The sequence below is a fragment of the Deltaproteobacteria bacterium genome, assembly GCA_016875225.1.
Taxonomy (GTDB): Bacteria; Myxococcota_A; UBA9160; order SZUA-336; family SZUA-336; genus VGRW01.
In genome coordinates this window covers 1-23011 of record VGRW01000009.1, presented here as the reverse complement: position 1 = coordinate 23011, position 23011 = coordinate 1, and the positions used below count along the sequence as shown (strand labels likewise).

The 23011-nt window shown below is 71.2% G+C and carries 24 protein-coding genes; 17 read left to right on the top strand and 7 right to left on the bottom strand.

What is annotated here, in order from left to right; genetic code table 11:
* The first annotated feature begins 37 nt into the window (after positions 1-37).
* The 3 genes from FJ108_04150 to FJ108_04140 all read left to right on the top strand — a co-directional run bounded on the left by FJ108_04150 (position 38) and on the right by FJ108_04140 (position 2900).
* A complete protein-coding gene (locus FJ108_04150; protein ID MBM4335091.1) occupies positions 38-739 on the top strand; it encodes a sigma-70 family RNA polymerase sigma factor in 702 nt (233 codons plus the stop codon).
* Between the two features lie 167 nt (positions 740-906).
* Positions 907-1659, top strand: a complete 753-nt coding sequence (locus tag FJ108_04145; GenBank protein ID MBM4335090.1) for an isoprenylcysteine carboxylmethyltransferase family protein — start codon at positions 907-909, stop codon at positions 1657-1659.
* Positions 1626-2900: a hypothetical protein gene (locus FJ108_04140; protein ID MBM4335089.1), complete on the top strand. Its 1275-nt coding sequence runs from the start codon at positions 1626-1628 to the stop codon at positions 2898-2900. The genes FJ108_04145 and FJ108_04140 overlap by 34 nt, the downstream gene beginning before the upstream one ends.
* Here FJ108_04140 and FJ108_04135 read toward each other — a convergent pair.
* Both FJ108_04135 and FJ108_04130 read right to left on the bottom strand, forming a co-directional pair.
* Complete coding sequence (locus FJ108_04135) at positions 2897-3388, bottom strand: hypothetical protein (protein ID MBM4335088.1); 492 nt, start codon at positions 3386-3388, stop codon at positions 2897-2899. The two genes, FJ108_04140 and FJ108_04135, sit on opposite strands and share 4 nt — an antisense overlap.
* Before the next feature lie 72 nt (positions 3389-3460).
* On the bottom strand, positions 3461-4075 hold the full coding sequence (locus FJ108_04130; protein ID MBM4335087.1) for a 2-hydroxychromene-2-carboxylate isomerase: 615 nt from the start codon (positions 4073-4075) through the stop codon (positions 3461-3463).
* A 104-nt stretch (positions 4076-4179) separates the two neighbouring features.
* Here FJ108_04130 and FJ108_04125 point away from each other — a divergent pair, with 104 nt between their 5' ends.
* Genes FJ108_04125 through FJ108_04110 form a run of 4 tightly spaced genes read left to right on the top strand, consistent with a single transcriptional unit; the run spans position 4180 to position 7412 of the window.
* Positions 4180-5892 (top strand): FAD-binding protein, encoded by a 1713-nt coding sequence (locus tag FJ108_04125; protein MBM4335086.1) that lies wholly within the window; start codon positions 4180-4182, stop codon positions 5890-5892.
* A 1-nt stretch (position 5893) separates the two neighbouring features.
* Positions 5894-6637: a succinate dehydrogenase/fumarate reductase iron-sulfur subunit gene (locus FJ108_04120; protein MBM4335085.1), complete on the top strand. Its 744-nt coding sequence runs from the start codon at positions 5894-5896 to the stop codon at positions 6635-6637.
* Complete coding sequence (locus FJ108_04115; protein ID MBM4335084.1) at positions 6634-7062, top strand: hypothetical protein; 429 nt, start codon at positions 6634-6636, stop codon at positions 7060-7062. The genes FJ108_04120 and FJ108_04115 overlap by 4 nt, the downstream gene beginning before the upstream one ends.
* Complete coding sequence (locus FJ108_04110; GenBank protein MBM4335083.1) at positions 7059-7412, top strand: hypothetical protein; 354 nt, start codon at positions 7059-7061, stop codon at positions 7410-7412. Before FJ108_04115 ends, FJ108_04110 begins: the two co-directional genes overlap by 4 nt.
* On the opposite strand, the gene FJ108_04105 is transcribed toward FJ108_04110, so the two are convergent.
* Positions 7392-8567 (bottom strand): CoA transferase, encoded by a 1176-nt coding sequence (locus FJ108_04105; protein ID MBM4335082.1) that lies wholly within the window; start codon positions 8565-8567, stop codon positions 7392-7394. The two genes, FJ108_04110 and FJ108_04105, sit on opposite strands and share 21 nt — an antisense overlap.
* 120 nt (positions 8568-8687) lie before the next feature.
* Here FJ108_04105 and FJ108_04100 point away from each other — a divergent pair, with 120 nt between their 5' ends.
* Positions 8688-8960: a ferrous iron transport protein A gene (locus FJ108_04100; GenBank protein ID MBM4335081.1), complete on the top strand. Its 273-nt coding sequence runs from the start codon at positions 8688-8690 to the stop codon at positions 8958-8960.
* Positions 8957-10876: a ferrous iron transporter B gene (locus FJ108_04095; protein ID MBM4335080.1), complete on the top strand. Its 1920-nt coding sequence runs from the start codon at positions 8957-8959 to the stop codon at positions 10874-10876. Before FJ108_04100 ends, FJ108_04095 begins: the two co-directional genes overlap by 4 nt.
* Before the next feature lie 18 nt (positions 10877-10894).
* Here FJ108_04095 and FJ108_04090 read toward each other — a convergent pair whose 3' ends face one another.
* From FJ108_04090 to FJ108_04080, 3 genes are read right to left on the bottom strand one after another with little or no spacing between them, the layout of a single operon-like run.
* Positions 10895-11572 (bottom strand): 3'-5' exonuclease, encoded by a 678-nt coding sequence (locus tag FJ108_04090; protein MBM4335079.1) that lies wholly within the window; start codon positions 11570-11572, stop codon positions 10895-10897.
* Positions 11573-11580: 8 nt separating this feature from the next.
* Positions 11581-12525, bottom strand: coding sequence for a 3'(2'),5'-bisphosphate nucleotidase CysQ (locus tag FJ108_04085; protein MBM4335078.1), 945 nt, complete (start codon positions 12523-12525; stop codon positions 11581-11583).
* A complete protein-coding gene (locus FJ108_04080) occupies positions 12366-14051 on the bottom strand; it encodes an ATP-dependent DNA helicase RecQ (protein ID MBM4335077.1) in 1686 nt (561 codons plus the stop codon). Before FJ108_04080 ends, FJ108_04085 begins: the two co-directional genes overlap by 160 nt.
* Before the next feature lie 444 nt (positions 14052-14495).
* Between FJ108_04080 and FJ108_04075 the strand changes: the two genes are divergently transcribed.
* The gene (locus tag FJ108_04075) at positions 14496-14897 is read left to right on the top strand and encodes a hypothetical protein (protein MBM4335076.1); all 402 of its coding nucleotides are present in this window, start codon (positions 14496-14498) and stop codon (positions 14895-14897) included.
* A 29-nt stretch (positions 14898-14926) separates the two neighbouring features.
* Positions 14927-15223 carry a YfhL family 4Fe-4S dicluster ferredoxin gene (locus FJ108_04070; protein ID MBM4335075.1) on the top strand — a complete coding sequence of 99 codons (297 nt, stop codon included), beginning with the start codon at positions 14927-14929 and terminating at the stop codon, positions 15221-15223.
* Here the strand turns inward: FJ108_04070 and FJ108_04065 are convergent.
* A complete protein-coding gene (locus FJ108_04065; protein MBM4335074.1) occupies positions 15213-15812 on the bottom strand; it encodes a histidine phosphatase family protein in 600 nt (199 codons plus the stop codon). The genes FJ108_04070 and FJ108_04065 overlap by 11 nt on opposite strands.
* Between FJ108_04065 and FJ108_04060 the strand changes: the two genes are divergently transcribed.
* From FJ108_04060 to FJ108_04035, 6 genes are read left to right on the top strand one after another with little or no spacing between them, the layout of a single operon-like run.
* Positions 15709-17757 (top strand): VWA domain-containing protein, encoded by a 2049-nt coding sequence (locus FJ108_04060; protein ID MBM4335073.1) that lies wholly within the window; start codon positions 15709-15711, stop codon positions 17755-17757. The genes FJ108_04065 and FJ108_04060 overlap by 104 nt on opposite strands.
* Positions 17754-18689, top strand: a complete 936-nt coding sequence (locus FJ108_04055) for a MoxR family ATPase (GenBank protein MBM4335072.1) — start codon at positions 17754-17756, stop codon at positions 18687-18689. The genes FJ108_04060 and FJ108_04055 overlap by 4 nt, the downstream gene beginning before the upstream one ends.
* Entirely contained in the window at positions 18686-19159 is a 474-nt protein-coding gene (locus FJ108_04050) for a (2Fe-2S)-binding protein (protein MBM4335071.1), read from the top strand. Before FJ108_04055 ends, FJ108_04050 begins: the two co-directional genes overlap by 4 nt.
* Complete coding sequence (locus FJ108_04045; protein ID MBM4335070.1) at positions 19159-21501, top strand: xanthine dehydrogenase family protein molybdopterin-binding subunit; 2343 nt, start codon at positions 19159-19161, stop codon at positions 21499-21501. Before FJ108_04050 ends, FJ108_04045 begins: the two co-directional genes overlap by 1 nt.
* Positions 21390-22358, top strand: coding sequence for a xanthine dehydrogenase family protein subunit M (locus tag FJ108_04040; protein ID MBM4335069.1), 969 nt, complete (start codon positions 21390-21392; stop codon positions 22356-22358). The genes FJ108_04045 and FJ108_04040 overlap by 112 nt, the downstream gene beginning before the upstream one ends.
* Positions 22232-22888, top strand: coding sequence for a carbon monoxide dehydrogenase subunit G (locus FJ108_04035; GenBank protein ID MBM4335068.1), 657 nt, complete (start codon positions 22232-22234; stop codon positions 22886-22888). The genes FJ108_04040 and FJ108_04035 overlap by 127 nt, the downstream gene beginning before the upstream one ends.
* Positions 22889-23011: the final 123 nt, after the last annotated feature.

The window sequence follows — 23011 nt, the reverse complement described above, 5'->3', positions numbered from 1 at the left end:
GTGAAGTTCTTTTCCCCGAAGAGGGTAGTCCGCTTCACTGTGCGACCGCGGGAGCCGGTCGACGCGGCTGACCGCTGCTCCCGATTCGCCAGCGATCTCGGCGAACTCGCAGCGATTTCGGGCGCATCCGCGCTTGGCATGGCGATTGCTCCCGCAACTGTCGCATGTGTCCCCGAGCGGCAAAGTGACCGAGGACGACCGAGTCATCGTCGAGGCGATCCGAGCCGGGGATCCCGGCGCGTTTCGCGATCTCTACCAGCGGCACTTTCGCCGCATCCACAGCTTCTCGCTGCGAAGGCTCGGCGACGTGGCCGAGGCCGAGGACGTCTGCCAGGACGTCTTCGAGGCGGTCTTCTCGTGCCTGGACCGCTTCGAGGGCAAGTCCGACCTGATCGTCTGGATCTACGGGATCACCCGGAACATCCTGAACAACCGCCTGCGCCGCCGGGGTGGAGTGCGGCTGGTCTCGCTGGACGACATCCCCCAGGAGGCCGCGCCGCTCGACTTGGGTCCAGAGCCCCTGGCCCAGGCGCGCCAGACCCTCGGCCGGGTTCGCGAGGCGATCGGCAATCTGCCGGAGGAGCAGCGCCGGGTGCTCGAGCTGCGCCACGGAAAGCGGCTCAACATCCGCAAGATCGCCCAGCTCACCGGCCGCAGCGAAGACGCCGTGAAGTCGAGCCTCTACCGCGCTCGGCGCTCCCTGGCCGCTCAGCTTCCTGGCGAGCGCCTGGCCCTCTAGCCCCGAAGCGCGTCACCAACCGCCAAGCCGCGCCCACCTAGAGACGTAGGGAAGGGCGGGACGAGGGCCGATCGGGCCCGCCGCCCGAATGCGGGGCAGACGATGGGCGAGAAGCGAAGAGCGCAGCAGCCACGGCAGGCGGCCGGCCTGCGCTTCGGCGCCAGCTTCTGGGAGGCGGTCGAGTCCGAGATCGAGGCGCCGGACGCCAGCGATTTCGCGCTCTTCCTCGCGGCCGACCGGCTTCCCGATCAGGCGCGGCCCGGCGCGATGGAATCGATCGGCGCCGTGCTCGCCGCGCTCTGCCGCGCGCGCTTTTCAAACTGACGGCACGCGGCTATCCCTTCGGCGTGAGCTTCGTCCGCAAACGTCTGCGCCCGCGCTTGCTCGTCGTCTATGCGCTCGCCGGCGCGGCGGTCTTCCTGTCCTCTCCCACGCCGATCTCGCTCCTCGTCGGGGCGGTTCCGATCGTCACGGGCGAGAGCCTGCGGCTCTGGGCCACCGGGCACCTGCACAAGAACGACGCCCTGACCATCGCCGGACCCTACGCGTATCTGCGTCACCCGCTCTATCTCGGAACGCTTCTGATCGGGGCGGGCTTTCTGATCATGGCCTGGAGCGGGGTCGCCTTCGGCTTCGCGGCGCTCTTCCTGCTGGTCTACTTCGGCTACTACATGCCGTACAAGGACCGGATCGAGAGCGCGCGGCTCGAGTCGCTCTACGGCGATGCCTACCGGCGCTACTCGGCGGCGGTTCCGCGGCTCGTGCCTCGGCTGCACGCCTACCGGCCGCTCGAGTCCGAGCGCGCGCCCGAGACCGCCTGGCGGCGCACGCGCTTTGCCGACAACAACGAGACCGGCACGGCGATCGTGGTCGCGCTGGGCGTGCTGTGCATGGTGGTGCGCTGGGGACTCTCGTCCTGAAGCGAGCGGACCTCGAGGGTCCGGGAATCACGGTCCTGAATCTCGGTGGGTTCGCCAACCCCGACGTGCTGCTGGTGCAGCGCGGCGGTCCAGCGCAGATCGTGAAGGACTGGGGCCGGCGTTCGGCTTGGGTTCGCGCGTTCGTCGCGCCGTGGCTCGCGCGACACGAGGCCGCGATGCTCGCGCGCGCCGACGGAATCGAGGGCGTTCCCCGCCTGCTCGGGCGCATCGATCGTCTCGCGCTGGCGATGGAGTACCTGGACGGGCAGCCGCTGCGCCGGCACGCGCACGGGCGCGCGCTCCCGACGAGCTTCTTCGCCGCGCTCGAGTCGATTCTCGACGGGCTGGCGCGGCGCGGAGTGGTCTACCTGGATCTGCGCAGCCCGACCAACGTGCTCGTGACTCCGAGCGGCGCTCCCGCGCTGGTCGATCTGGGCAGCGCGATCGCGCTTCCGCTGCCGCGCGGCTGGATCCTCGGCCTGGAGCGGAGCGCGCTGGCGAAGCTGCGCGCGCGCTTCGAGCGGTGCGGCGACTCCGCGGCAGCAGCTGCGGGTTCCGACGACGATCTCTCGGCCAGCCTGAAGGCCGGCGGGACCCGCTTCGGCATCCGCGAGCACGGATCGCCCGGCGATCCGACGCCGGTGCTCTTCCTGCCCGACATCGGCACCTCCGCGCGCGTGTTCGCGCCGATCCTCGCGCGCGCCGAGGCGCTCGGCCGGCGCGCGATCGGCGTCGATCTGCCCGGCTTCGGCCGTTCGCGGCGCGAGGTGCGCACGCTCGAGCCCTCGCACGTCGCCGTGCAGATCGCGGAGCTGCTGACGTCGCTCCGCATCACCCGCGTCGATCTGGTCGCCGCCGGCTTCGCCGCGCTCGTGGCCGACGCACTCGCCACTCGCTCACCGGCTCTGGTGCGCCACGTCGTCGCGATCGATGCCGATGACGCGCCCGCGCGGGATGCCGAGCTCGCGCTGCGGCGCCGACTCGCGACGAGCGATCCCGAGGCGCTGCGCGCCCGCCTGATCGGCGCGTTGCCGGGCGGTCTGCCCGAAACCCTGCGCGCGGCACTCGAGGGAGAGCTGCGGCGCGCCCCGGCGAGAAGCCTGGCGCTGGCCTACCCCGCCCGCGCGCATCGCGCGACGCCGATCGGTGTAGGAACGCCCGGCCGTGTCCACCTCGACGGCGCCGCGGCGCTCGACCCCGATCGGATCTGGGCCGCGCTCTCCGGGCCCGAAGCGCGCTAGTTCCCCAGCTCGCCGGAGGCGGCGTGACGGATCTCGATCTCGGGGGCCGCTCGATCCTCGAGCTCGGCGAGCAACGCGCTGCGGACCGCCTCCTCGCTGCACTCCCCGATGGCGCGCAGGGGCCGGCCGTTCCTGGGCACGCGCTCGCCGCGGCCGAAGCGCACCACGGCGATCTCGATCTCGTCGGCCATCGGCGGGTTCTCGAAGCGCAGGTAGATGCGCTGGCCGGGCTCGATGCGCCCGCGATAGACCCAGCTCGAACGCCACGGCTCGGGCGCGTCGGCGAGATGGCTGGTGGAGCGCATTCGCAGCTCCACCCACTCGATCGGCCGCGCGCTTCCGTTGCGCACGACGGCGCAGATCTCCGACTGATCGGGGATCTGTTCGAAGTGCGTGCTGTACGCGCCGCGATAGCGCTCCAGGTTCACCGCGCTCGGGGCGCAGGAGCAGAGCGCGAGCAGCGCGAGCAGGGGGGGTGTTCGTCGCATCGGGGAACTCCGCACCCCTGATCGGAGCTGCTCGCGTGGGCCTTTACACCCGAGGCCTCGGGACAGACGGGCTCAAGGAGTCCCGGGAGCGGCCATGAGCGCCTCGCGCACGAGCCCGAGTCGGTCGTTTCCGAAGTACATGTCCGAGCCGTTCACGAACATGGTGGGCGAGCCGAACCCGCCGCGGGCGATCAGCTCGTCGGTGTTCTCGCGCAGCCGGGCCTTGTACTCGGGCTCGGAGATGCGGCGGAAGAACTCCTCGGGGGGCAGACCCGCACGCCGCACGATCGGCTCGAGGACCGCGTCCTGGGAGATGTCCTGCAGATCGCCCCAGTACGCCTCGAAGACCGCGCGCGCGTACTGGGGCAGCACGCCGCGCCCCAGCGCGAAGAACGCGCCGCGCATGGCCTTCACGCTGTTCACGGGGAAGACCGGAGGCTGCCCGATTCGCAGCCCGTACGAGCGCGTCCAGTCGCGCAGATCCTTGGCGTAGTAGCGCGCCTTCGACGGAACCGGATTCGAGCGCTGCTCGTAGACGCTCGCGTTCACCGAGTTGAAGACGCCGCCGACCAGGATCGGACGCCAGACCAGCTCCGCCCCGGTTTCGCGGCAGACGTCCTCGATCCGGTGGAACGCGAGGTAGGTCCAGGGGCTGCTGCAATCGAAGAAGAACTCGAGCCTCGCCATCGTCGCCTCCAAGTCGATTCTACCGCCGACGCCAGCGCGCGCGCGGATGAAATCCGTTAGAGTGCGGCCCCGAAACGGACCTTTGACCCGGACGAGGAGAACGCGTGGAGGTCAGTCGTCACGACATCGTTCTGGTCGGCGGTGGAGGCGCGGGTCTTCGCGCCGCGATCGCGGCCGTGGAGGCGGACCCGAAGCTCACGGTGGCCTGCGTCTCGAAGCTGTACCCGATGCGCAGCCACACGGTCTCCGCGGAGGGAGGCGCCGCCGGCGTCGCGCGCGAGGACGACAACCTAGACCTGCACGCCTACGACACGCTGAAGGGGAGTGACTTCCTCGCGGATCAGGACACCGTCGAGGTTTTCGTCGAGGCGGCCCCGAAGGAGCTGGTGCAGCTGGAGCACTGGGGCTGCCCGTGGAGCCGCGAGAAGGACGGCCGCGTCTCGGTGCGCGCGTTCGGCGGCATGACCACCAAGCGCACCTGGTACGCGACCGACAAGACCGGCTTCCACATGCTCCACGCGCTGTTCCAGACCTCGCTCAAGTACGACCGCATCGTCCGCTACGACGAGTACTTCGCGACCAAGCTCCTGGTCGAGAACGGCCGCGTGGTCGGCGTCGCCGCCTTCGACATGCGAACCGGCAAGATGCACGCGATGCTCGGGCGCGCGGTGATCCTCTGCACCGGCGGCGCGGGACGGATCTTCCCGTTCACGACCAACGCCGCGGTGAAGACCGGCGACGGAACCCCGCTCGCGTACCGTGCCGGTGTAGGCCTGAAGGACATGGAGTTCGTGCAGTACCACCCGACGGGGCTGCCGGGCACGGGGATCCTGATCACCGAGGCTTCGCGGGGCGAGGGCGGGTATCTCAAGAACAACAAGGGCGAGCGCTTCCTGATCCAGTACGACTACGGCGTCGGCGGGAAGGCGGAGCTCGGCCCGCGCGACATGGTCTCGCGCGCGGAGATGCGCGAGTTCCAGGCCGGTCGCGGCTTCAAGGGGCCGTACGGCGACTACGTGCACCTGGAGCTGATGCATCTCGGCGAGGAGAAGATCGACAAGCGCATTCCGTTCGTGCGCGAGCTCGCCAAGAACTACGTGGGAATCGATCCGGTCTTCGAGCCGATTCCGGTGCGGCCGGTCGTGCACTACATGATGGGCGGCGTCGACACGAACGTGGACGGCGCGACGGTCCTGCCCGGGCTCTACGCGGCCGGCGAATGCGCGAGCGTATCGATCAACGGCGCGAATCGGCTCGGTTCGAACTCGCTCACCGAGTGCCTGGTGTTCGGAGCGCGCTCGGGACGCGCGGCGGTGGAGTTCTCCAAGGGCTCGAGCTCCGGCGACGAGAAGAACGCGCTCGAGCAGGCGCGCTCCGAGGAAGCCCGGCTCGAACGCCTGCGCGGCAAGCACGGCGGCGAGAAGATCGCGCAGATCCGACGCGAGCTGAACCTGGCCACCGAGTCGGGCTGCGGCGTGTTCCGCGAGGAGGAGTCGATCCGCGCGTCGCTCGACACGATCGTGCAGCTGAAGGGTCGCTACGCCGACATCGGACTCACCGACCGGAGCCAGATCTTCAACACCGAGGTGGTCCAGGCGATCGAGCTCGGGAACATGCTCGACGTGGCCGAGGCCGTGGCGCTCTCCGCGTTGCACCGGCGCGAGTCGCGCGGCGCGCACACGCGCACGGATCATCCGACTCGCAACGACGCCGAATTCTGGAAGCACTCGCTGGTGACGTTCGCCGCCGATGGACCCGTCCTGTCGTACAAGCCGGTCACGAAGACCCGCTGGGAGCTCGAGGAGCGGAAGTACTGAGATGGCCGAGATGAGGGTGGTGAAGTTCGAGGTCCTGCGCTTCGGTCCGGAGACGGATACCGAGCCGCGCTTCGACACCTACGAGGTGCCGTGCATGGAGGATTGGGTCGTCCTCGACGCGCTGAACGCGATCAAGGACGACATCGACCCGACGCTCTCGCACCGCTGGTCCTGCCGCATGGGCGTGTGCGGGAGCTGCGGAATGCTGGTGAACGGCCGTCCCGTGCTGACCTGCGCCGCGTTCGTGCGCAACTACACGGGCACGATCCGCGTCGAGCCGCTCTCGAACTTCCCGGTCGTACGAGATCTGGTCGTCGATCTCGGATCGTTCATCGACAAGATCAAGAGCGTCAAGCCCTGGATCATCCGCAAGATCGAGAAGGACGTCGGGCAGGGCGAGTACCGCCAGTCGCCGGAGCAGCTGGCGGAGTTCAAGCAGTACTCCATGTGCATCAACTGCGCGCTCTGCTACGCGGCCTGCCCGGTGCTCGCTTCCGAGCCCGAGTTCCTCGGCCCGGCCGCGATCGCGCTCGGCCACCGCTACAACATGGACTCGCGTGACGAGGGCAACGCCGAGCGCTTCGACACGCTCGCCGATGCCGACGGCGTCTGGGCCTGCTCCTACGCGAACGAGTGCAGCCAGGTCTGCCCCAAGCACGTGGACCCGGCGATGGCGATCCAGCAGGCGAAGCTGACCTCTGCGCTGCAGTGGCTGCACGTCGTGCCGAAGAAGAGCTTCACATGAGCCACGCGCAGACCAGGACATCGTCGACGCCGACCGCGCCCGCGCGCAAGCCGTCGGGCTTCCCGCTCGGCTGGCGCCGCTACCGCAGCTACACGCTCTTCGCGTTCACCTGCATCCCGATGGCGATCTCGGGCCTGCTGCTCCTGCAGGGCGTCTCGGCCCTGGGGCAGGGCGAGCAGGCGTGGGCCGCCTGGCTCGCGGGGCTTGCGAGCCCGGGAATGGTGGCGCTGAACCTGTTCTGCCTCGCGTTCACGCTGTACTTCGCGTTCCGTTTCGGCTGGGTCGGGCGCAAGATCGCGGCGGGTCGGATCGGGCCGATTCCGGCCCCGGGTCTGCCGATGCCGATCCTCGGCATCGCGCCGCTCGGCGGCTTCGTCACGCTCTGGATCGTGCTCTTGCTGATCCTCGGGGGGGCGATCGGATGAACCTGATTCGCAAGCTCGAACCGGTCTGGTGGCTGCTCTTCGGCGGCGGCGGCTTCATCGCCGCGTTCTTCCTGCCGGGATTGATCATCGGCGTGCTTCTGCTCGGTCCGACCGATCTGATGAGCGGCGGGCTCGGCTACGAGCGGGCCCACGCGCTCGCCTCGGGCACGGTCGGGAAGCTCTTCCTGTGCACGGTGCTCTCGCTGGTGTTCTGGCACTGCGCGCACCATCTGCGCCACTTCGCGCTCGACCTCTTCGGCCACTCGGTCGCGCCGCTCGCGGCGTACGGCTCCTACCTGCTCGCGGCCATCGCCACGCTCGCGACGGTCTCAGCCGTCCTCGCGCTCTAGCTCGGCGAGAATCGCCGCGCGGTCCGCGTCGAGCTCGGGTGCGGGCGGGCGCGTCGTCGGATCGGCGCGGCGGTCGAGCTTGATCGGATTTCCGGGCATCGAGAGCACGCCCGCGATCGGATCGTCCACCGACACGATCATGTTTCGCGCGCGGACCTGCGGATCGGCGAGCACTCCCGCGATGTCGTGGATCGGCCCGCACGGAACGCCCGCGGCAGCGAGGCGCGCGAGCCAGTCCGCGGCGTCTCGTGCCGCGAGTCGCTTCTCCAGCTCTGGCGTGAGCGCGTCCGCATTGCGCGCGCGTTCCTGCACGCCGGAGAAGCGCGGATCGCCGAGCAGCTCGTCGGCGCCGAGCACGCCGCAGAGCCTGCGGAACATCTCGTCGTGTCCGGCCGCGATCACCAGATACCGGTCGCGCGCGCGAAACGCCGCGAACGGTGCGATCGACGGATGCCTCGCGCCGAGCGGCCCCGGCACCTGGCCGGTCGCGGCGTAGCGCGCGATCGCGTTCTCCAGGATCGCCACCTGCGAGTCGAGCATGGCGACGTCGACGTGCCGGCCGAGCCCCGTGCTCTGGCGCTCCTGCAGCGCGGCGAGCACGCCGATCGCGCCGAACAGGCCCGCGGTGATGTCGCCGATCGACGTGCCGACCCGCGTCGGAGGCCCGCCCGGCCAGCCCGTCAGGCTCATCACGCCGCCCATTGCCTGCACGACCATGTCGAACGCGGGCCGCTCCGCATAGGGGCCCGTCTGGCCGAAGCCCGAGATCGAGGCGAGCACGAGCCGCGGAAAGCGCGCGTGCAGCGCGTCCCAGCCGAAGCCGTGCTTCAATAGCACGCCCGGCCGGTAGTTCTCGACCAGCACGTCCGCACGCGCGAGCAGCTTCTCGAAGATCGCGCGATCGCCGCTCGCGCCGAGGTCCAGCGCGATGCTGCGCTTGCCGCGATTCAGCGACATGAAGTACGCGGACTTCCCGGCGATGAACGGGCCGACCTCTCGCGCGTCGTCGCCGCGATCCGGCCGCTCCACCTTGATCACGCGCGCGCCGAGCTCCGCGAGCACGAGCGTGCAGTACGGACCAGCCAGCACGCGAGTCAGGTCGACGACGAGGAGTCCGTCCAGCGGACCGGGCGGGATCTGCGCGGGGTCGGACATCCGCAGCGCATGCTAGCACTCGCTCGCGCGAGGGCCGCATCCGGTCTGTGGCAGCTTCCGCCTGCATCGCGGACAATCAGCGTCGATTCCATTCGTCGCGCGTCGATGCGGGAGCTGAAGATGGGCGCGGGCCCGAACCAGGACGTGGCCATCCCCTTGCTGGCTCTCGAGGTCGGGCGCGACGCGCGGATCGCGCCCGCCGACGGGCCCGGCGCGATCCCGTCCCGTCTCGAGGACCTCGGCTTCGTCCCGGGAACGCGTCTGCGGGTGCTCCGGCGCGCGCCGTTCGGGGATCCGGTCGAGGTCGAGCTGCGCGGCTACCGGATCTGTCTCAGAGCCGAGCAGATGGCCGGGCTCATGGTCCTGCCGGATGGCTCGGATTCCCGCGGATGAGCGCGGCGCTCGTGCACGACCCCCGACCGGTTCACGTCGCGCTGGTCGGCGCGCCGAACGCTGGCAAGACCACGCTGTTCAACGTGCTCACCGGATCGAGCGCGCGAGTGGGGAACTATCCCGGTGTGACCGTCGAGCGACGCGAGGGCCGGCTGCTCGGAGCGCCCGCCGAGGTGCGCCTGCTCGATCTGCCCGGAACCTACAGCCTGATCGGCGAGACGCCCGACGAGCAGATCGTCGAGAAGGCGCTCGGTGGCCGACTCGCGGGCGAGCCCGAGCTCGACGGGATCGTCTGCGTCGTCGACGCGACCACGCTAAGGCGGGGACTCGGGCTGGTGCGCGAGGTGCTGAAGCGCGGGCTTCCGACGCTCCTCGTGCTGACCATGATCGACGAGGTGCGCGCGCGCGGCGGAAAGCTCGACCCGGTGCGGCTCTCGCGGATCCTGGGCATCCCGGTGCTCGGCGTCGTCGGCCACCGCGGCGTCGGGATCGATCCGCTGCAGCGGCTGCTCCCCGATCCGTCGCGCTGGTCGCGCGCCGTCGAGCTGCCGCCGGCCGACGACGCGGCACGGCGCTTCGCCTGGGTCGACCAGGTCTGCGGCGCGATCGGCGCGACCGAGCTCGCTCCCGACACGCGCACGGATCGGATCGATCGCGTGCTCCTGCACCCGGTCTTCGGGCTGCTCGTCTTCGCCGCGGTGATGGTCCTGCTCTTCCAGAGCATCTTCAGCTGGGCCGTGCCCGCGATGGACGCGATCGACGCGGGCTTCGGCGCGCTCGCGCGCGCCTCGCGCGAGGTGTTGCCGGCCGGCTGGATCACGGACCTCTGGGCCGATGGCGTGATCGCCGGCGTGGGCTCGGTCCTGATCTTCCTGCCACAGATCCTGATCCTTTTCACGTTCATCCACCTGCTCCAGGACGTCGGCTACATGGCGCGCGCGGCCTTCGTCGTCGACCGCGTGATGGGCTGGGTGGGTCTGCAGGGGCGAAGCTTCGTGCCGCTGCTCTCCTGCTACGCGTGCGCGGTGCCGGGCATCATGGCCGCGCGCACGATCGCATCGCCCCGCGAGCGCCTCGCCACGATCCTGGTCGCGCCGTTCATGACCTGCTCCGCGCGCCTGCCCGTGTACACGCTGCTGATCGCGGCGTTCGTCCCCGGCACGACGCTCTTCGGTGCGCTCGGTCTGCAGGGTCTGGTGATGTTCGCGCTCTACGGGCTCGGCGTCGCGACCGCGCTGGCCTCGGCCGCGCTGCTCAGCTCCACGCTGCTCAAGGGCACGCCCTCGGTCTTCTACATGGAGCTTCCGCCGTACCGCTGGCCCACCGCTCGCCTGCTCGCGAGGCAGGTCGGGCGCAGCGCGCGCGCGTTCCTGCGCCGCGCGGGCACCATCATCCTCGCGACGTCGATCGTGCTCTGGGGTCTGCTCTCGTTTCCCCGCGCCACCCCCGACCCGCTGCTCACGGCGGCCGAGCAGGCGCGCGCGAATCTCGAGGCGAGCGCCGCGTCCCGGCTCGGACACGCGATCGAGCCGCTGATCGCGCCGCTCGGCTTCGACTGGAAGATCGGCGTCGGGCTGGTCGCGAGCCTGGCCGCGCGCGAGGTGATCGTCTCGACGCTCGCGCAGATCCACGCCGTCGCGGAGAGCGACGACTCCACGAACCTGCGCGAGGCGCTTCGCCGCGACGTCGATCCCGAGACCGGCGAGCCCGTCTTCGCTCTGCCCGTCGCGCTCGCGCTCCTGGTCTTCTTCGTCTTCGCGCTGCAGTGCACCTCGACGATCGTGGTCATGGCGCGCGAGACCGGTAGCTTCCGCTGGCCGGCGCTCGCGTTCGGCTACATGCTCGGCCTGGCCTGGCTCGGCGCGTTCGTCACCCATCGGGTGGCGTCGCTCTGGCTCGGGCTCGCGGCCGGCTGAGCGCCGACGGAGCCCCGCTCAGGTCTTGATCGGCGGGTGGCGCCGGACCGCGAGCGGCGCTCCGGGCGGGATCTCGAGCCGATCCCCGCGCTTCTGCCGCACGTCGCGAAGCATCGGCGCGAGCAGCCGACCGAGGATCTTCACGTCGTCGAGGGCGTCGTGGCGGCGCAGTCCGACGGTATCCACAGAGTAGTGTTGCAGCAGCCTCGAGGTGCTCCAGCGCTCCTCTGGCTCGCCGAGCAGCCAGGTCGCGAGCACGACGGAATCGAGGATGGCCGGCAGCTCGACCTTCCGGCGATGCCGTGCCAGCTCCGCCTCGAGCAGCGGCACGTCGAACTCGAAGACGCTCTGGCCGATCCAGAAGTCGGCGCTTCGCGCCGCCTCCAGGTGCCGATCCCAGGCCTCGGGGAACTCGGGAGCGCCGCGAAGCGTGTCGAGCGTGATTCCGGTCAGCTCGCGCACGACCTTGGGGATCTCGATCCCGTCGCCCGGCCAGACGAAGCTCGTGAACGCCGTCTCCTCGCGCAGTCGGCCTCCCTCGAGCAGGCAGCCGGCGATCTGTGTGACTCGCTCGCGGCTCGTGTCGAGCCCCGTCGCCTCGAGATCGAAGAGCCAGATGCGCCGCTCGGACAGCCGCTCGACGAGCAGCTCCGATACGGCGTACGCCTCGTCCGAGACCGGGCGGATCCGGAGCATGGGGTGTTTCAGCCTTTGCACGTTCGCCTCCGGAACTCCTCGACGAGTCGCTTCGGCCCGGCTGCGAGCAGGGGGTGGAGCAGAACGTCGGCCTGGTTGTAGCGGCGTTCGCCGCGCGATAGCTCGAGGAACGTGCCGCCGGCCTCGCGCACGATCAGGTCGCCCGCGCAGACGTCCCACTCGCTCTTGGGCGCGGCGGAGATCCAGAGATCCGCGCGCGCGGCGGCGACCAGTGCGAGCTTCAGCGCGACCGAGCCCACCGGCTCGATTCGCGCGAAGAGCTCGCGGTAGACCTCGATCTCGCCCCGCTTCATCTCGGTTCGCGAGGAGAGCATCACGCTCTTCGAAAGCGTCTCCACGCTCGAGACCGCGAGCCGCTCCGATCCCAGCCACGCGCCTCCGCCGCTCCGGGCGTGGAAGCACTCGCGCGTGGAAGGCTGGTACACGCAGGCCGCGACCGGCCGACCGCGAACCGCGAGCGCGATCGAGACCGCGAACTGCGGCACGCCCTCGACGAACTCCTTGGTGCCGTCGAGCGGGTCGACGATCCAGACCCGCTCGGCCGACAGGCGCCCGGCGCTGTCCGCGGTCTCCTCGGAGAGCACCGCGTCGCCGGGAAATTCCGCGCGCAGCACCGCCGCGATCGCGGAGTTCGCCTCCAGGTCCGCGGCCGTGACGGGATTGTCGTCCGACTTCTCCCAGGACGCGCGTCGCTCCGCGGAGTCATGGCGTCGGATCACCTCGCCACCGGCGAGCGCCGCCTCGCGCGCGACGTCCGCCTCACGCTCGAAGCTCACTCGTCGTCTTCCTCGTCCGAGCCGGGGCCGGGCCCGCGGAAGCCGGATTTCGAGCGCCGACGCCGGCGCCGAAGCTTCGGCTCGCACACGTCGCAGTGGCCGCAGGGAGCGGGTTCGCCATCCTCGAAGTAGCGCCGGATGTGCATCATCCGACACTCCGTCGTGTTGTTGGCGTAGTGGATGATGCTCTCCAGGCGCCGCCGATCGGTGGTCTTGCGCTCCTCGTTGCGGCGCGACAGCAGCTTCACCGCGTCGTTCACGTCGATCGCGCCGACCAGCGTGAATCCGTCCTCGGCCTCCGTGACCAGGTTCGCGTCGCGCAGCCCCTCCAGGATCGCCTTCGTGCGCGTGACGCCGACCTCGGTCGCCATCGCCAGCGTCGCCGCCTCGACCGCGCGTCCGTCCTGCGACCAGGCCGAGAGCCCCTCGACCACCTTCTTGATCTGCGAGCGCGTCGCCGGACCCTCGGAGAGGAAGTGCCGCTGCACGTCCACGTCGCTCGGATCCCAGAGCAGGATGCAGCGCGTGGGCAGCCCGTCGCGCCCGCCTCGACCCGCCTCCTGCACGTACGATTCCAGCGATCCCGGGACTTGGTAGTGCAGCACGTAGCGGATGTCGGCCTTGTCCACGCCCAGGCCGAACGCGCTGGTGGCGATCATCACGATGCGCTTTCCCGACGACATGAAGCGCTTGTGCGCGTGGTCGCGCTCGGCCTTCGTGAGGCGGCCGTGGTAGATCTCGGCGGGGATGCGCGCGATCTTGCACAGCGCGCCCAGCTCCTCGACGTCCTTCACCGTCGAGCAGTAGACGATTCCGGGCCTGCGCAGGCGCCGCAGGTACTGCACGAGCTCGCGCCGCTTGATGTCCTCCGACGGGCAGTCCTTCACCTCGAAGCGCAGATTCGGCCGAGCGACGGGGCGCACCACCATCGCCGGGTCGCGCAGCCCCAGGCGCTTCACGATCTCCTCGCGCACGAGCGGCGGCGCGGTCGCGGTGAGCGCCAGGATCGGCGGCCGGCCGAGCTCCTCGGCGAGCGCGCCGAGCGCCAGATAAGCGGGCCGGAAGTCGTGGCCCCACTCCGAGACGCAGTGCGCCTCGTCGATCACGAGCAGGCTGACCTTCTGGTCGGCGACGCGCTTCTTGAAGGCGGGGCCGGTCGCGCCCTCGGGCGTGATCAGCACGATCTTCTGGTCGCCCTCCTCGAGCAGCGTGAGGGCCTCCTCCTTCTCGGTCCCGGTGAGCGAGCTGTCGAGCCGCACGGTCTCGATTCCCTGCGCGCGCAGCTTCTCGAACTGGTCGCGGATCAGCGCGATCAGCGGCGAGACCACGACCGTGAGCCCCGGCAGAAGCAGGCTCGGCAGCTGATACGTGAGCGACTTGCCGCCGCCCGTCGGGAGCACGCAGAGCGTGTCGCGCGCGTCGAGCACGGCGCGGATCGCCTCCTCCTGGCCGGGCCGGAAGTGGCGCAGTCCGAACTCGCGCCGCAGCAGGTCGAGCATCTGCCGCAGGCGCTCGTCGCTCACGAACTCCCCGCCGCCACGCCGCCTGCGGCGCCGCCGGCGCGGCCGATCGAAGCCCGGCTCGCGGCCGGCCGAATCCGGCTCGGAGGCCTCGATCGGCTCCCCGTCGCCCTCGAAATCCGCGGTCTCGCCATGGGCCTCGCTCGAGAGCTCGCCGGCCACCGCGGGGTCCGGTGCTTGCGAGCCATCGAGCGCCAGATCCGAGGGGGGCCCCCCGACCCAGCGCCGCCGCCGCCGTCGCCGTCGGCGCGAGCGACCCGAACCGGGCTGGGCGGGCGGGGAGGAGTCCGAGCCGGGCTCCTGCGATTCCCCGACGAGCGGGGTCGCGTCCGCGCCCTCGAGCGCTGATTCGGTCGTCGCGCCCTCGGCCAGCACGGGCCGAGATCCCCGGCGCCGTCGTCGTCGACGCCGGGAGCGTCGGGGCGGGCCGGGTGCGTCGACGGGTCGGTCGTTATCCGATTCCAGGATAGACCTCCGGCAACAGGGAAATGCGGGTCAGAGTATATGCAGGAATCCGTCTGCCGCCCGTCCGCGCGGAAAATTTCCGCGCTCGCGCTGCGGCCGGCGTTGACGGCCGAGGCGGCGTACAGCATTCTGCCGCACGCGATGAGTCGGGGTACGCGGGCAAAGCGACGGGTCACGTTTCGGGTCGACCCCGAGCTCGCGGCCGCGCTTCGCCAGCTTCCGAACCAGACGGCCTTCGTCGAGTCCGCGCTTCGCGACGCGCTCGGTCGGCTCTGTCCGGTCTGCGCCGGATCCGGCGAGGTGCCCGACGTCCACCTCGCCGTCTCGAACCTGAAGAAGCTTGCCGGCCGGCGGCTCGACCGCGTCACGGCGGCGCAGCTGAAGGCGTTGGTTCGACTCGGCCGTCAGCTTCTCGCGACCGACCTCGAGCTCGGCCCTTCCGCCGACGACGGCGAGCTCGAGTTCAGGCTCGCCCGCTCGAATGAACTCCTGCTCGCGGGGCGTATCCCGCGCGGGCATTCCGAACTGACCCTGGCGCACTGAGGCGCCAGCCACCTTCAGGAGTCTCCCCCATGTCGACCATGATCACCGAGGAATGCATCAACTGCGGCGTCTGTGAGCCCGAGTGCCCGAACGAGGCGATCAGCGAGGGTGAGGAGACCTTCCAGATCGACCCGAGGCTCTGCACCGAGTGCGTCGGTTTCCACGGCAAGGAGCAGTGCGCGGAGGTCTGCCCGGTCGACTGCTGCGTGCCGGACCCGAACAACGTCGAGAGCGAGGATCACCTCTTCGCGCGCGCGAAGCAGATCCACCCGGACCAGGCGGCCTCGCTCGCGCTCTCGCCCGAGACCTCCCGCTTCAGGAACTAGCCAGCAGCAGCTCGGGTCGGGCCAGCTCGCGGCCGTCGTGCTCGATCACGACGACCCCGCAGTTCGGCACGTGCGGCGCGGCCTGCCAGTCCCGCACCGCGTGTGCCCAACAGGACTGGATCGTGCCGGCGTGGCTGGTCACGACGACGTCCGCGCCGACCCACGCTCCGGCGATGCGCAGCAGCGCGCCGACCGCGCGCCTCTGCACCTCGAGAAGCGTCTCGCCCGCGGGCGGTCGCCACTCCCAGCGCGGCAGGGTCTCGAAGCCGGGGGTGGCCAGCGCCGCGTCGTAGGGCTGGCCGTGGAGCTCGCCGAGGAACTGCTCTCGAACCTCGGGCTCGATCTCGATCGGAAGCTCGAGCGTCGAGGCGATGATCTCGGCGGTCTGGTGCGCGCGGGTGAACGGGCTCGAGACGATCCCGACCGGCGCGAAGCGCGCCCGCAGCAGCTCGGCGGCGCGCTCCGCCTGCTCGCGCCCCTTCGGCGTGAGCGGCACCTGCTCGGAGTCGGTGAAGCGGCGCAGCGCGTTGCCCTCGCTCTCACCGTGCCGCACGAGCAGCAGGCGTCCGATCCGGTTCTTGTCCCTCACTCGCTACCTCGTCGGGACGTGCCCGATCCGGCGTTCGGCCGGCAACGTACACGTGGCTCATCGGACGGACAAACGCGAAGCTCGACCCGTGCAGACGCCGAAGACCTCGAGAGCGCCGCTCGATCGCGCCCGCGAGGCGCTCGACCGCGTCCTGTTCGGCCAGGAGGACGCAAAGACGGGCCTTCTTCTCGCGCTCGTCGCGCGCGAGCACGCCTATCTGGAGGGGCCGCCGGGCTGCGGGAAGTCGGCGCTCGCCGCCGCGCTGCCGCGGATCGCCGGCGCGAGCGCCGCGCGGATCAGCTTTCACCGCGACACCAGCGCAAGCGAGCTTCTCGGCGAGCACCATCTGCGCCGCGAGCGGCGAGAGACGAGCGAGCGGATCTCGTTCGAGCGAATGCCCGGCGCGCTCGCGCGCGCCGAGATCCTTCTGCTCGACGACCTCTCGCGTGCGCCCGGCGAGGCGCTCGCGCCGCTGCTCCGCGTCCTCTCCGAGCGCAGGCTCGCCGGGACGCAGCTTCCGCTCGAGAGCGCCGTCGCGACCGCAGCCTCGGACGAGCTCGAAGGGCATTCCGACCCGCTCGAGCCGAGCCAGCTCGATCGCTTCGCGGTGCAGCTGCGAATTCGGGGTCTGCTCTTCGGGCGCCGCTTCGCGCTCGCGCGCGAGCTTCTGGATCATCCGCCGGCCGAGCCGGCGGAGTCGCTGCTCGACGCCGCGCAGCGGCATCGGATCCAGCGCGAGGCCGCGGCGCTGCCGATCGATCCGGCGGCGATCGACGCGCTGCTCCGCGCGGTGGAGCGGCTGCGCGCCGCCTCGGGCGACGAGCCGGCGCTGCTCAGCGATCGCGCCTTCGCGGCCTCTGCGCCGCGCATCCTGCGGGCGCACGCGTGGCTGCGCGGCGCTCCGCGCGTCGAGGCGATCGACGTCCGCGCGCTGCGCTACATGCTCGCGCGACGCGTGCCCGAGTCGCTCGAGCCGCACGTCGCGGCCATCCTCGAGGACGCGCTGCTCGAAGCCACGCCGATCCGTGCGCTTCCTGCGGATGCGCGGCCCGCGACGGCGGCCGGTGAGGGCGGCGGCGGCGCGGACGCGCCGGTGCCGGTCGCAGGGCTCGAGACGATCGCCGCGCCGCTCGAGAGCATCGCCGCGATGCCGCGCGCGCGCGGCGATGACGACGCCGCGTCCGTCGACGAGCTCGTGCGCGCGCTGCTCGGCCGGCTCGAGCGCGGGGCGGTGTCGCGCGGAGACGACCCCGGCGGACAGCCGCGAGGCTTTCGGCGCATGCGCAGGCTCGACGAGCTGCTCGACGCCGATCCCGTCGACGGACTGCTTCTGGTGCAGGGCGAAGCGTCGAGCGTCCGGGTCGCCCGGCGCGAGCGGCGCAACGCCGGCGGGTCGCTTGCGGTGCTGCGCGACGTATCGGCCTCGATGGAGGGGCGACTCTCTCGCTGGGCCGGGCAGGTGGTCGCGGGTCTCGTTCGCACCGGCGCGCGCCGCCGCATGCGCATGGGCTACGTCGAGTTCAACCACGAGGCCGAGCGCTTCGAGGCGGGCGGCGCGTTCCTGCACCGCCGCTACCGGCGACTGCTCGCGCTCGCCTCGCGTCGCCGCGCCGAGGGCCGTACCAACTACGAGGCCCCGCTTCGCGCGGCGCTCGCGGAGCTGCGCGGCAGCGCGGCGCGCGAGCGCCACATCGTGATGCTGACCGACGGCGTGCCGGTGCTCGGCGACCCGCAGGTGCGGCGGGAGCGCGCGCTGGCCCGTGAGCTCGGAGTTAAGGTACACACCGTCTTCCTCGGGCTCGGCGAGTGCCCCGAGGTTCTGGACGAGATCTCTCGCGAGACCGAAGGAGCTGGCTTCGTCGGCCGGCCCGGGCCCGACGGGCGGCTCTCGGTGCGCGAGCGATCGACGGGCGCAGGCAGACGTCGGAGCGGAGGGGAGCGTTGAAGCAGAGTCTCGGCCGCCTGCGCGAGCTGCTCGACCGGCACGTCGTCGGTCACGCGGAGGCGAAGGACGCGCTTCTGCTCGCGCTGGTCTGCCGCGAGCACATCTACCTGGAGGGCCCGCCCGGGTCGGCGAAGACGCGCATGGCCGAGGTCGCCGCGCGCGGCGCGGGCCTGGGCTTCTTCTTCTACCAGATGCACCGCGACACGCGGCTCTCCGAGCTGGTGGGCGACGTCGTGCTCGAGCGGCGCGTTCTTCCGGACGCCGCAGGCGAGCGGATCCACCAGACGATCGAGCCGGGGGGAATCCTGACCGCCGAGATCTGCGTGCTCGACGACATCTCGCGCGCGCCGGGCGAGGCGCTGAACGTGCTGCTGCGCATCCTGAACGAGCGGAAGTTCGGCGAGAAGCCGATTCCGCTGCTCACCGCGATCGCGACCAGCAATCCGCTTCGCGACGAGTACTACAACGAGCCGCTCGATCCCGCGAACCTGGACCGCTTCGCGATCCAGCTGCGCGTCTCGGGGCTGATCCAGTCGGGGGAGCGGGCGCTAGCGCGCGCGCTCGTCGACCAGTTCGCGGACGGCCGCGTGGTCGAGCAGCCGGAGCCGGAGCCGCTGCTCGGGCGCGCAGAGCTCGACGCGCTCTACGCGGCGCAGTCCCGCGTCTTCGTCCCCGACGCCGAGAAGGACCGGCTGATCGAGTTCCTGCGCCGGCTCGTGGTCGACTATGCTTGCGACGAGACCAACTCGCTGCTCACCGATCGCAGCTTTCTGGTGAAGGCGGTGAAGCTCCTGCGCGGGCGCGCGCTTCTCGCCGGCCGCGAGCGCGTGGAGCGGGAGGATCTCGGGGTGCTCGGCTCGATGACCACGTTCCGCGTGCCCGAAGAGGTGCACGAGAAGGTTCCGGAGCTGATCGAGGAGATCGCGAAGTGAAGCTATCGCTCACCGTGAACGGGAAAGCGCAGGAGCGCGACGTCGAGCCGCGCATGCTGCTCGTGCACTTCCTGCGCGAGACGCTCGGGCTCACCGGCACGCACGTCGGCTGCGAGACGACGATCTGCGGCGCCTGCACGGTGCACCTGGACGGCCGCGCGGTGAAGAGCTGCACGATCTTCGCGGTTCAGGCCGACGGGCGGGCCGTGACGACGATCGAGGGCCTCGCGAGCGACGCGGATCACCTGCACCCGGTGCAGAAGGGCTTCTGGGAGGAGCACGGCTTGCAGTGCGGCTACTGCACGCCCGGGATGATCATGACGACCGCGGCGCTGCTCGAGTCGAATCCCGATCCGAGCGAGCGCGAGATCCGCCACGCCATCGACGGAAACATCTGCCGCTGCACGGGCTACCAGCAGATCGTGAACGCGGTGCAGCACGCCGCGCAGGTCGGGAAGGGGCGCCGCTAGTGCCGGTCCGACCCGTTTCGGTGGGCGAGCGGATCAAGCGGCGCGAGGATCCGCGCCTGATCCGCGGGCTCGCGAGCTACACGGACGACCTGAAGCTGCACGGCGGGCTGTACGCCTCGTTCGTGCGCAGCGACTACGCGGCCGGAAGGATCGAGCGGATCGAAGCCTCGCGCGCGCTGTCGCGGCCCGGCGTGGTCGCGGTCTACACGTTCGAGGATCTGCGCGGGACGGTCGGGCGCACGCCCTGCGTCGCGCGGCCCGAGGCCGGTCGCGACGCGGAGCACCCGCTCCTCGCCGACGGGCGAGTGCGCTGGGTCGGCCAGCCGATCGCGGTGGTCGTCGCCGAGGACCGCTACCTCGCGCGCGACGCCGCGCTCGACGTCGCGGTCGAGATCTCGCCGACGCCGGCCGTGGTCGACCCCCGCGCCGCGCTCGCGCCGGACGCTCCGCGCGTCTACGCAGACCACGCGGACAACATCGCGCTCCACGTCCCGGCGACCGGAGGCCCCGAGGTGCAGAAGCTCTTCGCGGAGGCCGACGGAGTCGTGCGGCTCGAGCTCCTGAACCAGCGGCTCGCGCCGGTCTCGATGGAGGGCCGCGCCGTGCTCGCGCACTGGGACGAGGGGCCGCAGCGACTCACGCTCTGGACCTCGACGCAGGTCCCTCACTTGGTGAAGCAGTCCGTCGCGCAGTGCCTGGGCATTGCCGAGATCCGGATCCGCGTGATCGCGCCCGAGGTCGGCGGCGGGTTCGGCGCCAAGATCCCCGTCTACGCCGAAGAGTGTCTGCTGCCGTGGATCTCGCGGAAGCTGCGCCGCCCGGTGAAGTGGTCCGAGACGCGCACCGAGAACCTGCTCGGCACCACGCACGGCCGGGGCCACGTGCACGAGATCGAGGCCGCCTACCGCAAGAACGGCGAGCTGCTCGCGCTGCGCGGCCGCGTGATCTCCGACGTCGGTGCGTACCCGTCGTTCTTCGGCGCGAGCATCGCGACCTTCACGCCGCTGATGATGCCCGGCTGCTACCACCCGAAGGCGATCGACGTCGAGGTCGTCTGCGTCTACACGAACACGATGGCGACCGACGCCTACCGCGGCGCGGGACGGCCCGAGGCCGCCTACACCGTCGAGCGCGTGATGGACGAGATCGCGGCCGCGACCGGCCTCGACCCCGTCGAGGTGCGACGGCGGAACTTCATCCCCAAGGACGCGTTCCCGTTCACGACCGCGACCGGCGCGATCTACGACTCGGGGGACTACGAGCTCGCGCTGGCGAAGGCGCTGGAGCGCTTCGACTACGCGGGCGCGCGCGCGCGGCAGGCGAAGGCGCGCGCGGAGGGAAGGCTGGTCGGGATCGGCGTCGCGACCTTCACCGAGATCTGCGGCCTTGGACCGAGCACCGGCGCGTCGCCGATCCAGCGCACCGGGAGCTGGGAAAGCGGAGTGGTGCGCGTGGAGCCGACCGGAAACGTCGTGATCACGACCGGGGTCTCGCCGCACGGGCAGGGCCAGGAGACCGCCTTCGCCCAGCTCGCGGCCGACGCGTTCGGAATCGACGTGAACGACGTCGAGGTCCTGCACGGCGACACGGACGTCGTCACGCACGGCGTCGGCACGTTCGGAAGCCGCGGACTCGTGGTCGGCGGCACGGCCGTGCACATGGCGCTCGAGAAGGTGCTGGCGAAGGCGTCGCGGATCGCGGCGCACCTGCTCGACGCGAAGCCCGAGCAGGTGCACTTCGACGGCGAGTCGTTCCGCGTCGCGCAGAGCGACCGCAAGCTCGGGTTCCGGCAGGTCGCCGAGGCGGCGCACCTCTGGAACGTGCCGATTCCCGGCGAGGAGCCCGGGCTCGAGGCGGTCGCGCGCTTCGAGCCGACGGGCACGACGTTCCCGTTCGGCACCCACTTCTGCGAGGTCGAGATCGACGCCGACACCGGCGAGCTCGAGCTCATCCGCTACGTCGCGGTCGACGACGCGGGCAGGATCGTGAACCCGCTTCTCGCCGACGGGCAGCGGCTGGGCGGAATCGTGCAGGGGCTCGGCCAGGCGCTCTGCGAAGAGGTGGTCTACGACGAGAGCGGCCAGCTGCTCACCGCGACGCTCTTGGACTACGCGCTGCCCAAGGCGCAGATGTTCCCGCGCATCGAGCTCGACTCGACCTGCACGCCGACGCAGCTGAACCCGCTTGGCGCGAAGGGGATCGGCGAGCTGGGCACGATCGGCTCGACGCCGTGCCTGGTGTCGGCCGCGCTCGACGCGCTGCGACCGCGCGGCGTGACCCACCTGGACATGCCGATGAAGCCGGAGCGGATCTGGCGCGCGCTGCAGGAGGCCGCACGGTGATTCCCGAGCGCTTCGACTACGTCGCGCCGCGAAGCCTGGCCGAGGCGGTCGAGCGGGTCGCGAAGACCCCTGGCGCGAAGCTTCTCGGCGGCGGAATGAGCCTGATCCCGGCGCTGAAGCACCGGCTCGCCACCGCGCCGCTGCTGGTCGACCTGGGCCGGGTTCCCGATCTCGAGGGCGTTTCGGAGCGGCGCGGCCGGATCGCGATCGGCGGCCGCACGACGCACGCCGCGCTCGCCGCAGCGTCGGAGCTCGAGGACGTGCACGTGATTCGCGAGACCGCGGGCGCGATCGGCGACGCGCAGGTCCGCAATCGCGGCACCATCGGCGGGAGTCTGGTGCACGCGGACCCCGCGGCGGACTGGCCCGCGGCGTTCCTCGCGCTCGATGGCGAGGCGATCGTCGTCGGCCCCGGCGGCGAGCGGTCGATTCCGGCCGACCGCTTCTTCACCGGCATGCTCGCGTCCGCGCCGCGGCACGACGAGGTGTTGACCGAGGTGCGGTTCCTTGTCGAGCGAAAGCGCGCGGGAACCGCCTACACGAAGATGCGACAGGCCGCCTCCGGCTTCGCGATCGCCGGCGTGGCGGCGCAGGTCGCGCTCGATCGGAAGGGGCGGATCGAGCGCGCGGCTCTGGGGATCACGGGCGTGAATCCGGTGCCGTTCCGAGCGCGCGCGCTGGAGCAGCGGCTGGTGGGCCAGACTCCGGACGCCGCGACGCTGCGCCCGCTCTGCGCGCGAATCGAAGAGGCCGATCCGATGGCGGATCTGCACGCGTCCGGCCCGTACCGCGCGCATCTCGCCGGCGTCTTCGCGCTGCGCGCGCTGCTCTCGGCCTGCGCCCGAGCCGCCTCGTGAAGCTCGACGGGCGGCAGCTGATCGAGGTGCCTCTGGCGACGGCCTGGGAGCGGATCAACGATCCACGCGTTCTCGCCGCCTGCGTGCCCGGGCTCGAGAAGCTCGAGGCGCGCGATCCCGACCACTACGACGCGCTGCTCGAGGTGCGCCTGCCCGCGCTGACCGGGCGCTTCGAGGGCACGATCGAGTATCTCGAGCGCGTGCCGAACGAGCGGCTCCGGCTGCGACTCACGGGCAAGGGCCCGGTCGGCTTCGTCGACGGCGAGGTCACGCTCTCGCTCTCCGAGGTCGACGAGGGCACGAGCGCCCAGTACGCCGCGGACGTGCAGATCGGCGGCCAGATCGCGCGTCTGGGCCAGCGCATGATCTCGGGAGTGACGCGCGAGATGGCCGGCCAGTTCTTCTCCGCCTTCGAGCGCTGGCGGCCGGAGGCGCCCGAGGAGAAGCTCGCCGCGCCGCCCGCCCGCTCGTTCCTCCAGCTGCTCTGGCGCACGCTGCTCCGCCTGCTCGGCCTGCGCAGGGACGACTAGGAGCCTGACCCGAGAGTGAGTGCCGGGGCGCGCCGGATGGGGGTCTCCTCAGCGGTGCCCGGCACAGCCGACCGCTTCGTCGACCCCCATCCGGCGCACTCCTCCGCCCACGACACGCCGACG

What these genes read in the sequence shown, in the direction of transcription:
- FJ108_04135 (MBM4335088.1), bottom strand. Translation starts at nt 3,388, where the DNA reads ATGCGACGAACACCCCCCCTGCTCGCGCTGCTCGCGCTCTGCTCCTGC.
- FJ108_04095 (MBM4335080.1), top strand. Translation starts at nt 8,957, where the DNA reads ATGAGCGCGGCGCTCGTGCACGACCCCCGACCGGTTCACGTCGCGCTG.
- FJ108_04105 (MBM4335082.1), bottom strand. Translation starts at nt 8,567, where the DNA reads ATGTCCGACCCCGCGCAGATCCCGCCCGGTCCGCTGGACGGACTCCTC.
- FJ108_04110 (MBM4335083.1), top strand. Translation starts at nt 7,059, where the DNA reads ATGAACCTGATTCGCAAGCTCGAACCGGTCTGGTGGCTGCTCTTCGGC.
- FJ108_04070 (MBM4335075.1), top strand. Translation starts at nt 14,927, where the DNA reads ATGTCGACCATGATCACCGAGGAATGCATCAACTGCGGCGTCTGTGAG.
- FJ108_04075 (MBM4335076.1), top strand. Translation starts at nt 14,496, where the DNA reads ATGAGTCGGGGTACGCGGGCAAAGCGACGGGTCACGTTTCGGGTCGAC.
- FJ108_04100 (MBM4335081.1), top strand. Translation starts at nt 8,688, where the DNA reads ATGGGCGCGGGCCCGAACCAGGACGTGGCCATCCCCTTGCTGGCTCTC.
- FJ108_04090 (MBM4335079.1), bottom strand. Translation starts at nt 11,572, where the DNA reads ATGCTCCGGATCCGCCCGGTCTCGGACGAGGCGTACGCCGTATCGGAG.
- FJ108_04130 (MBM4335087.1), bottom strand. Translation starts at nt 4,075, where the DNA reads ATGGCGAGGCTCGAGTTCTTCTTCGATTGCAGCAGCCCCTGGACCTAC.
- FJ108_04120 (MBM4335085.1), top strand. Translation starts at nt 5,894, where the DNA reads ATGGCCGAGATGAGGGTGGTGAAGTTCGAGGTCCTGCGCTTCGGTCCG.
- FJ108_04115 (MBM4335084.1), top strand. Translation starts at nt 6,634, where the DNA reads ATGAGCCACGCGCAGACCAGGACATCGTCGACGCCGACCGCGCCCGCG.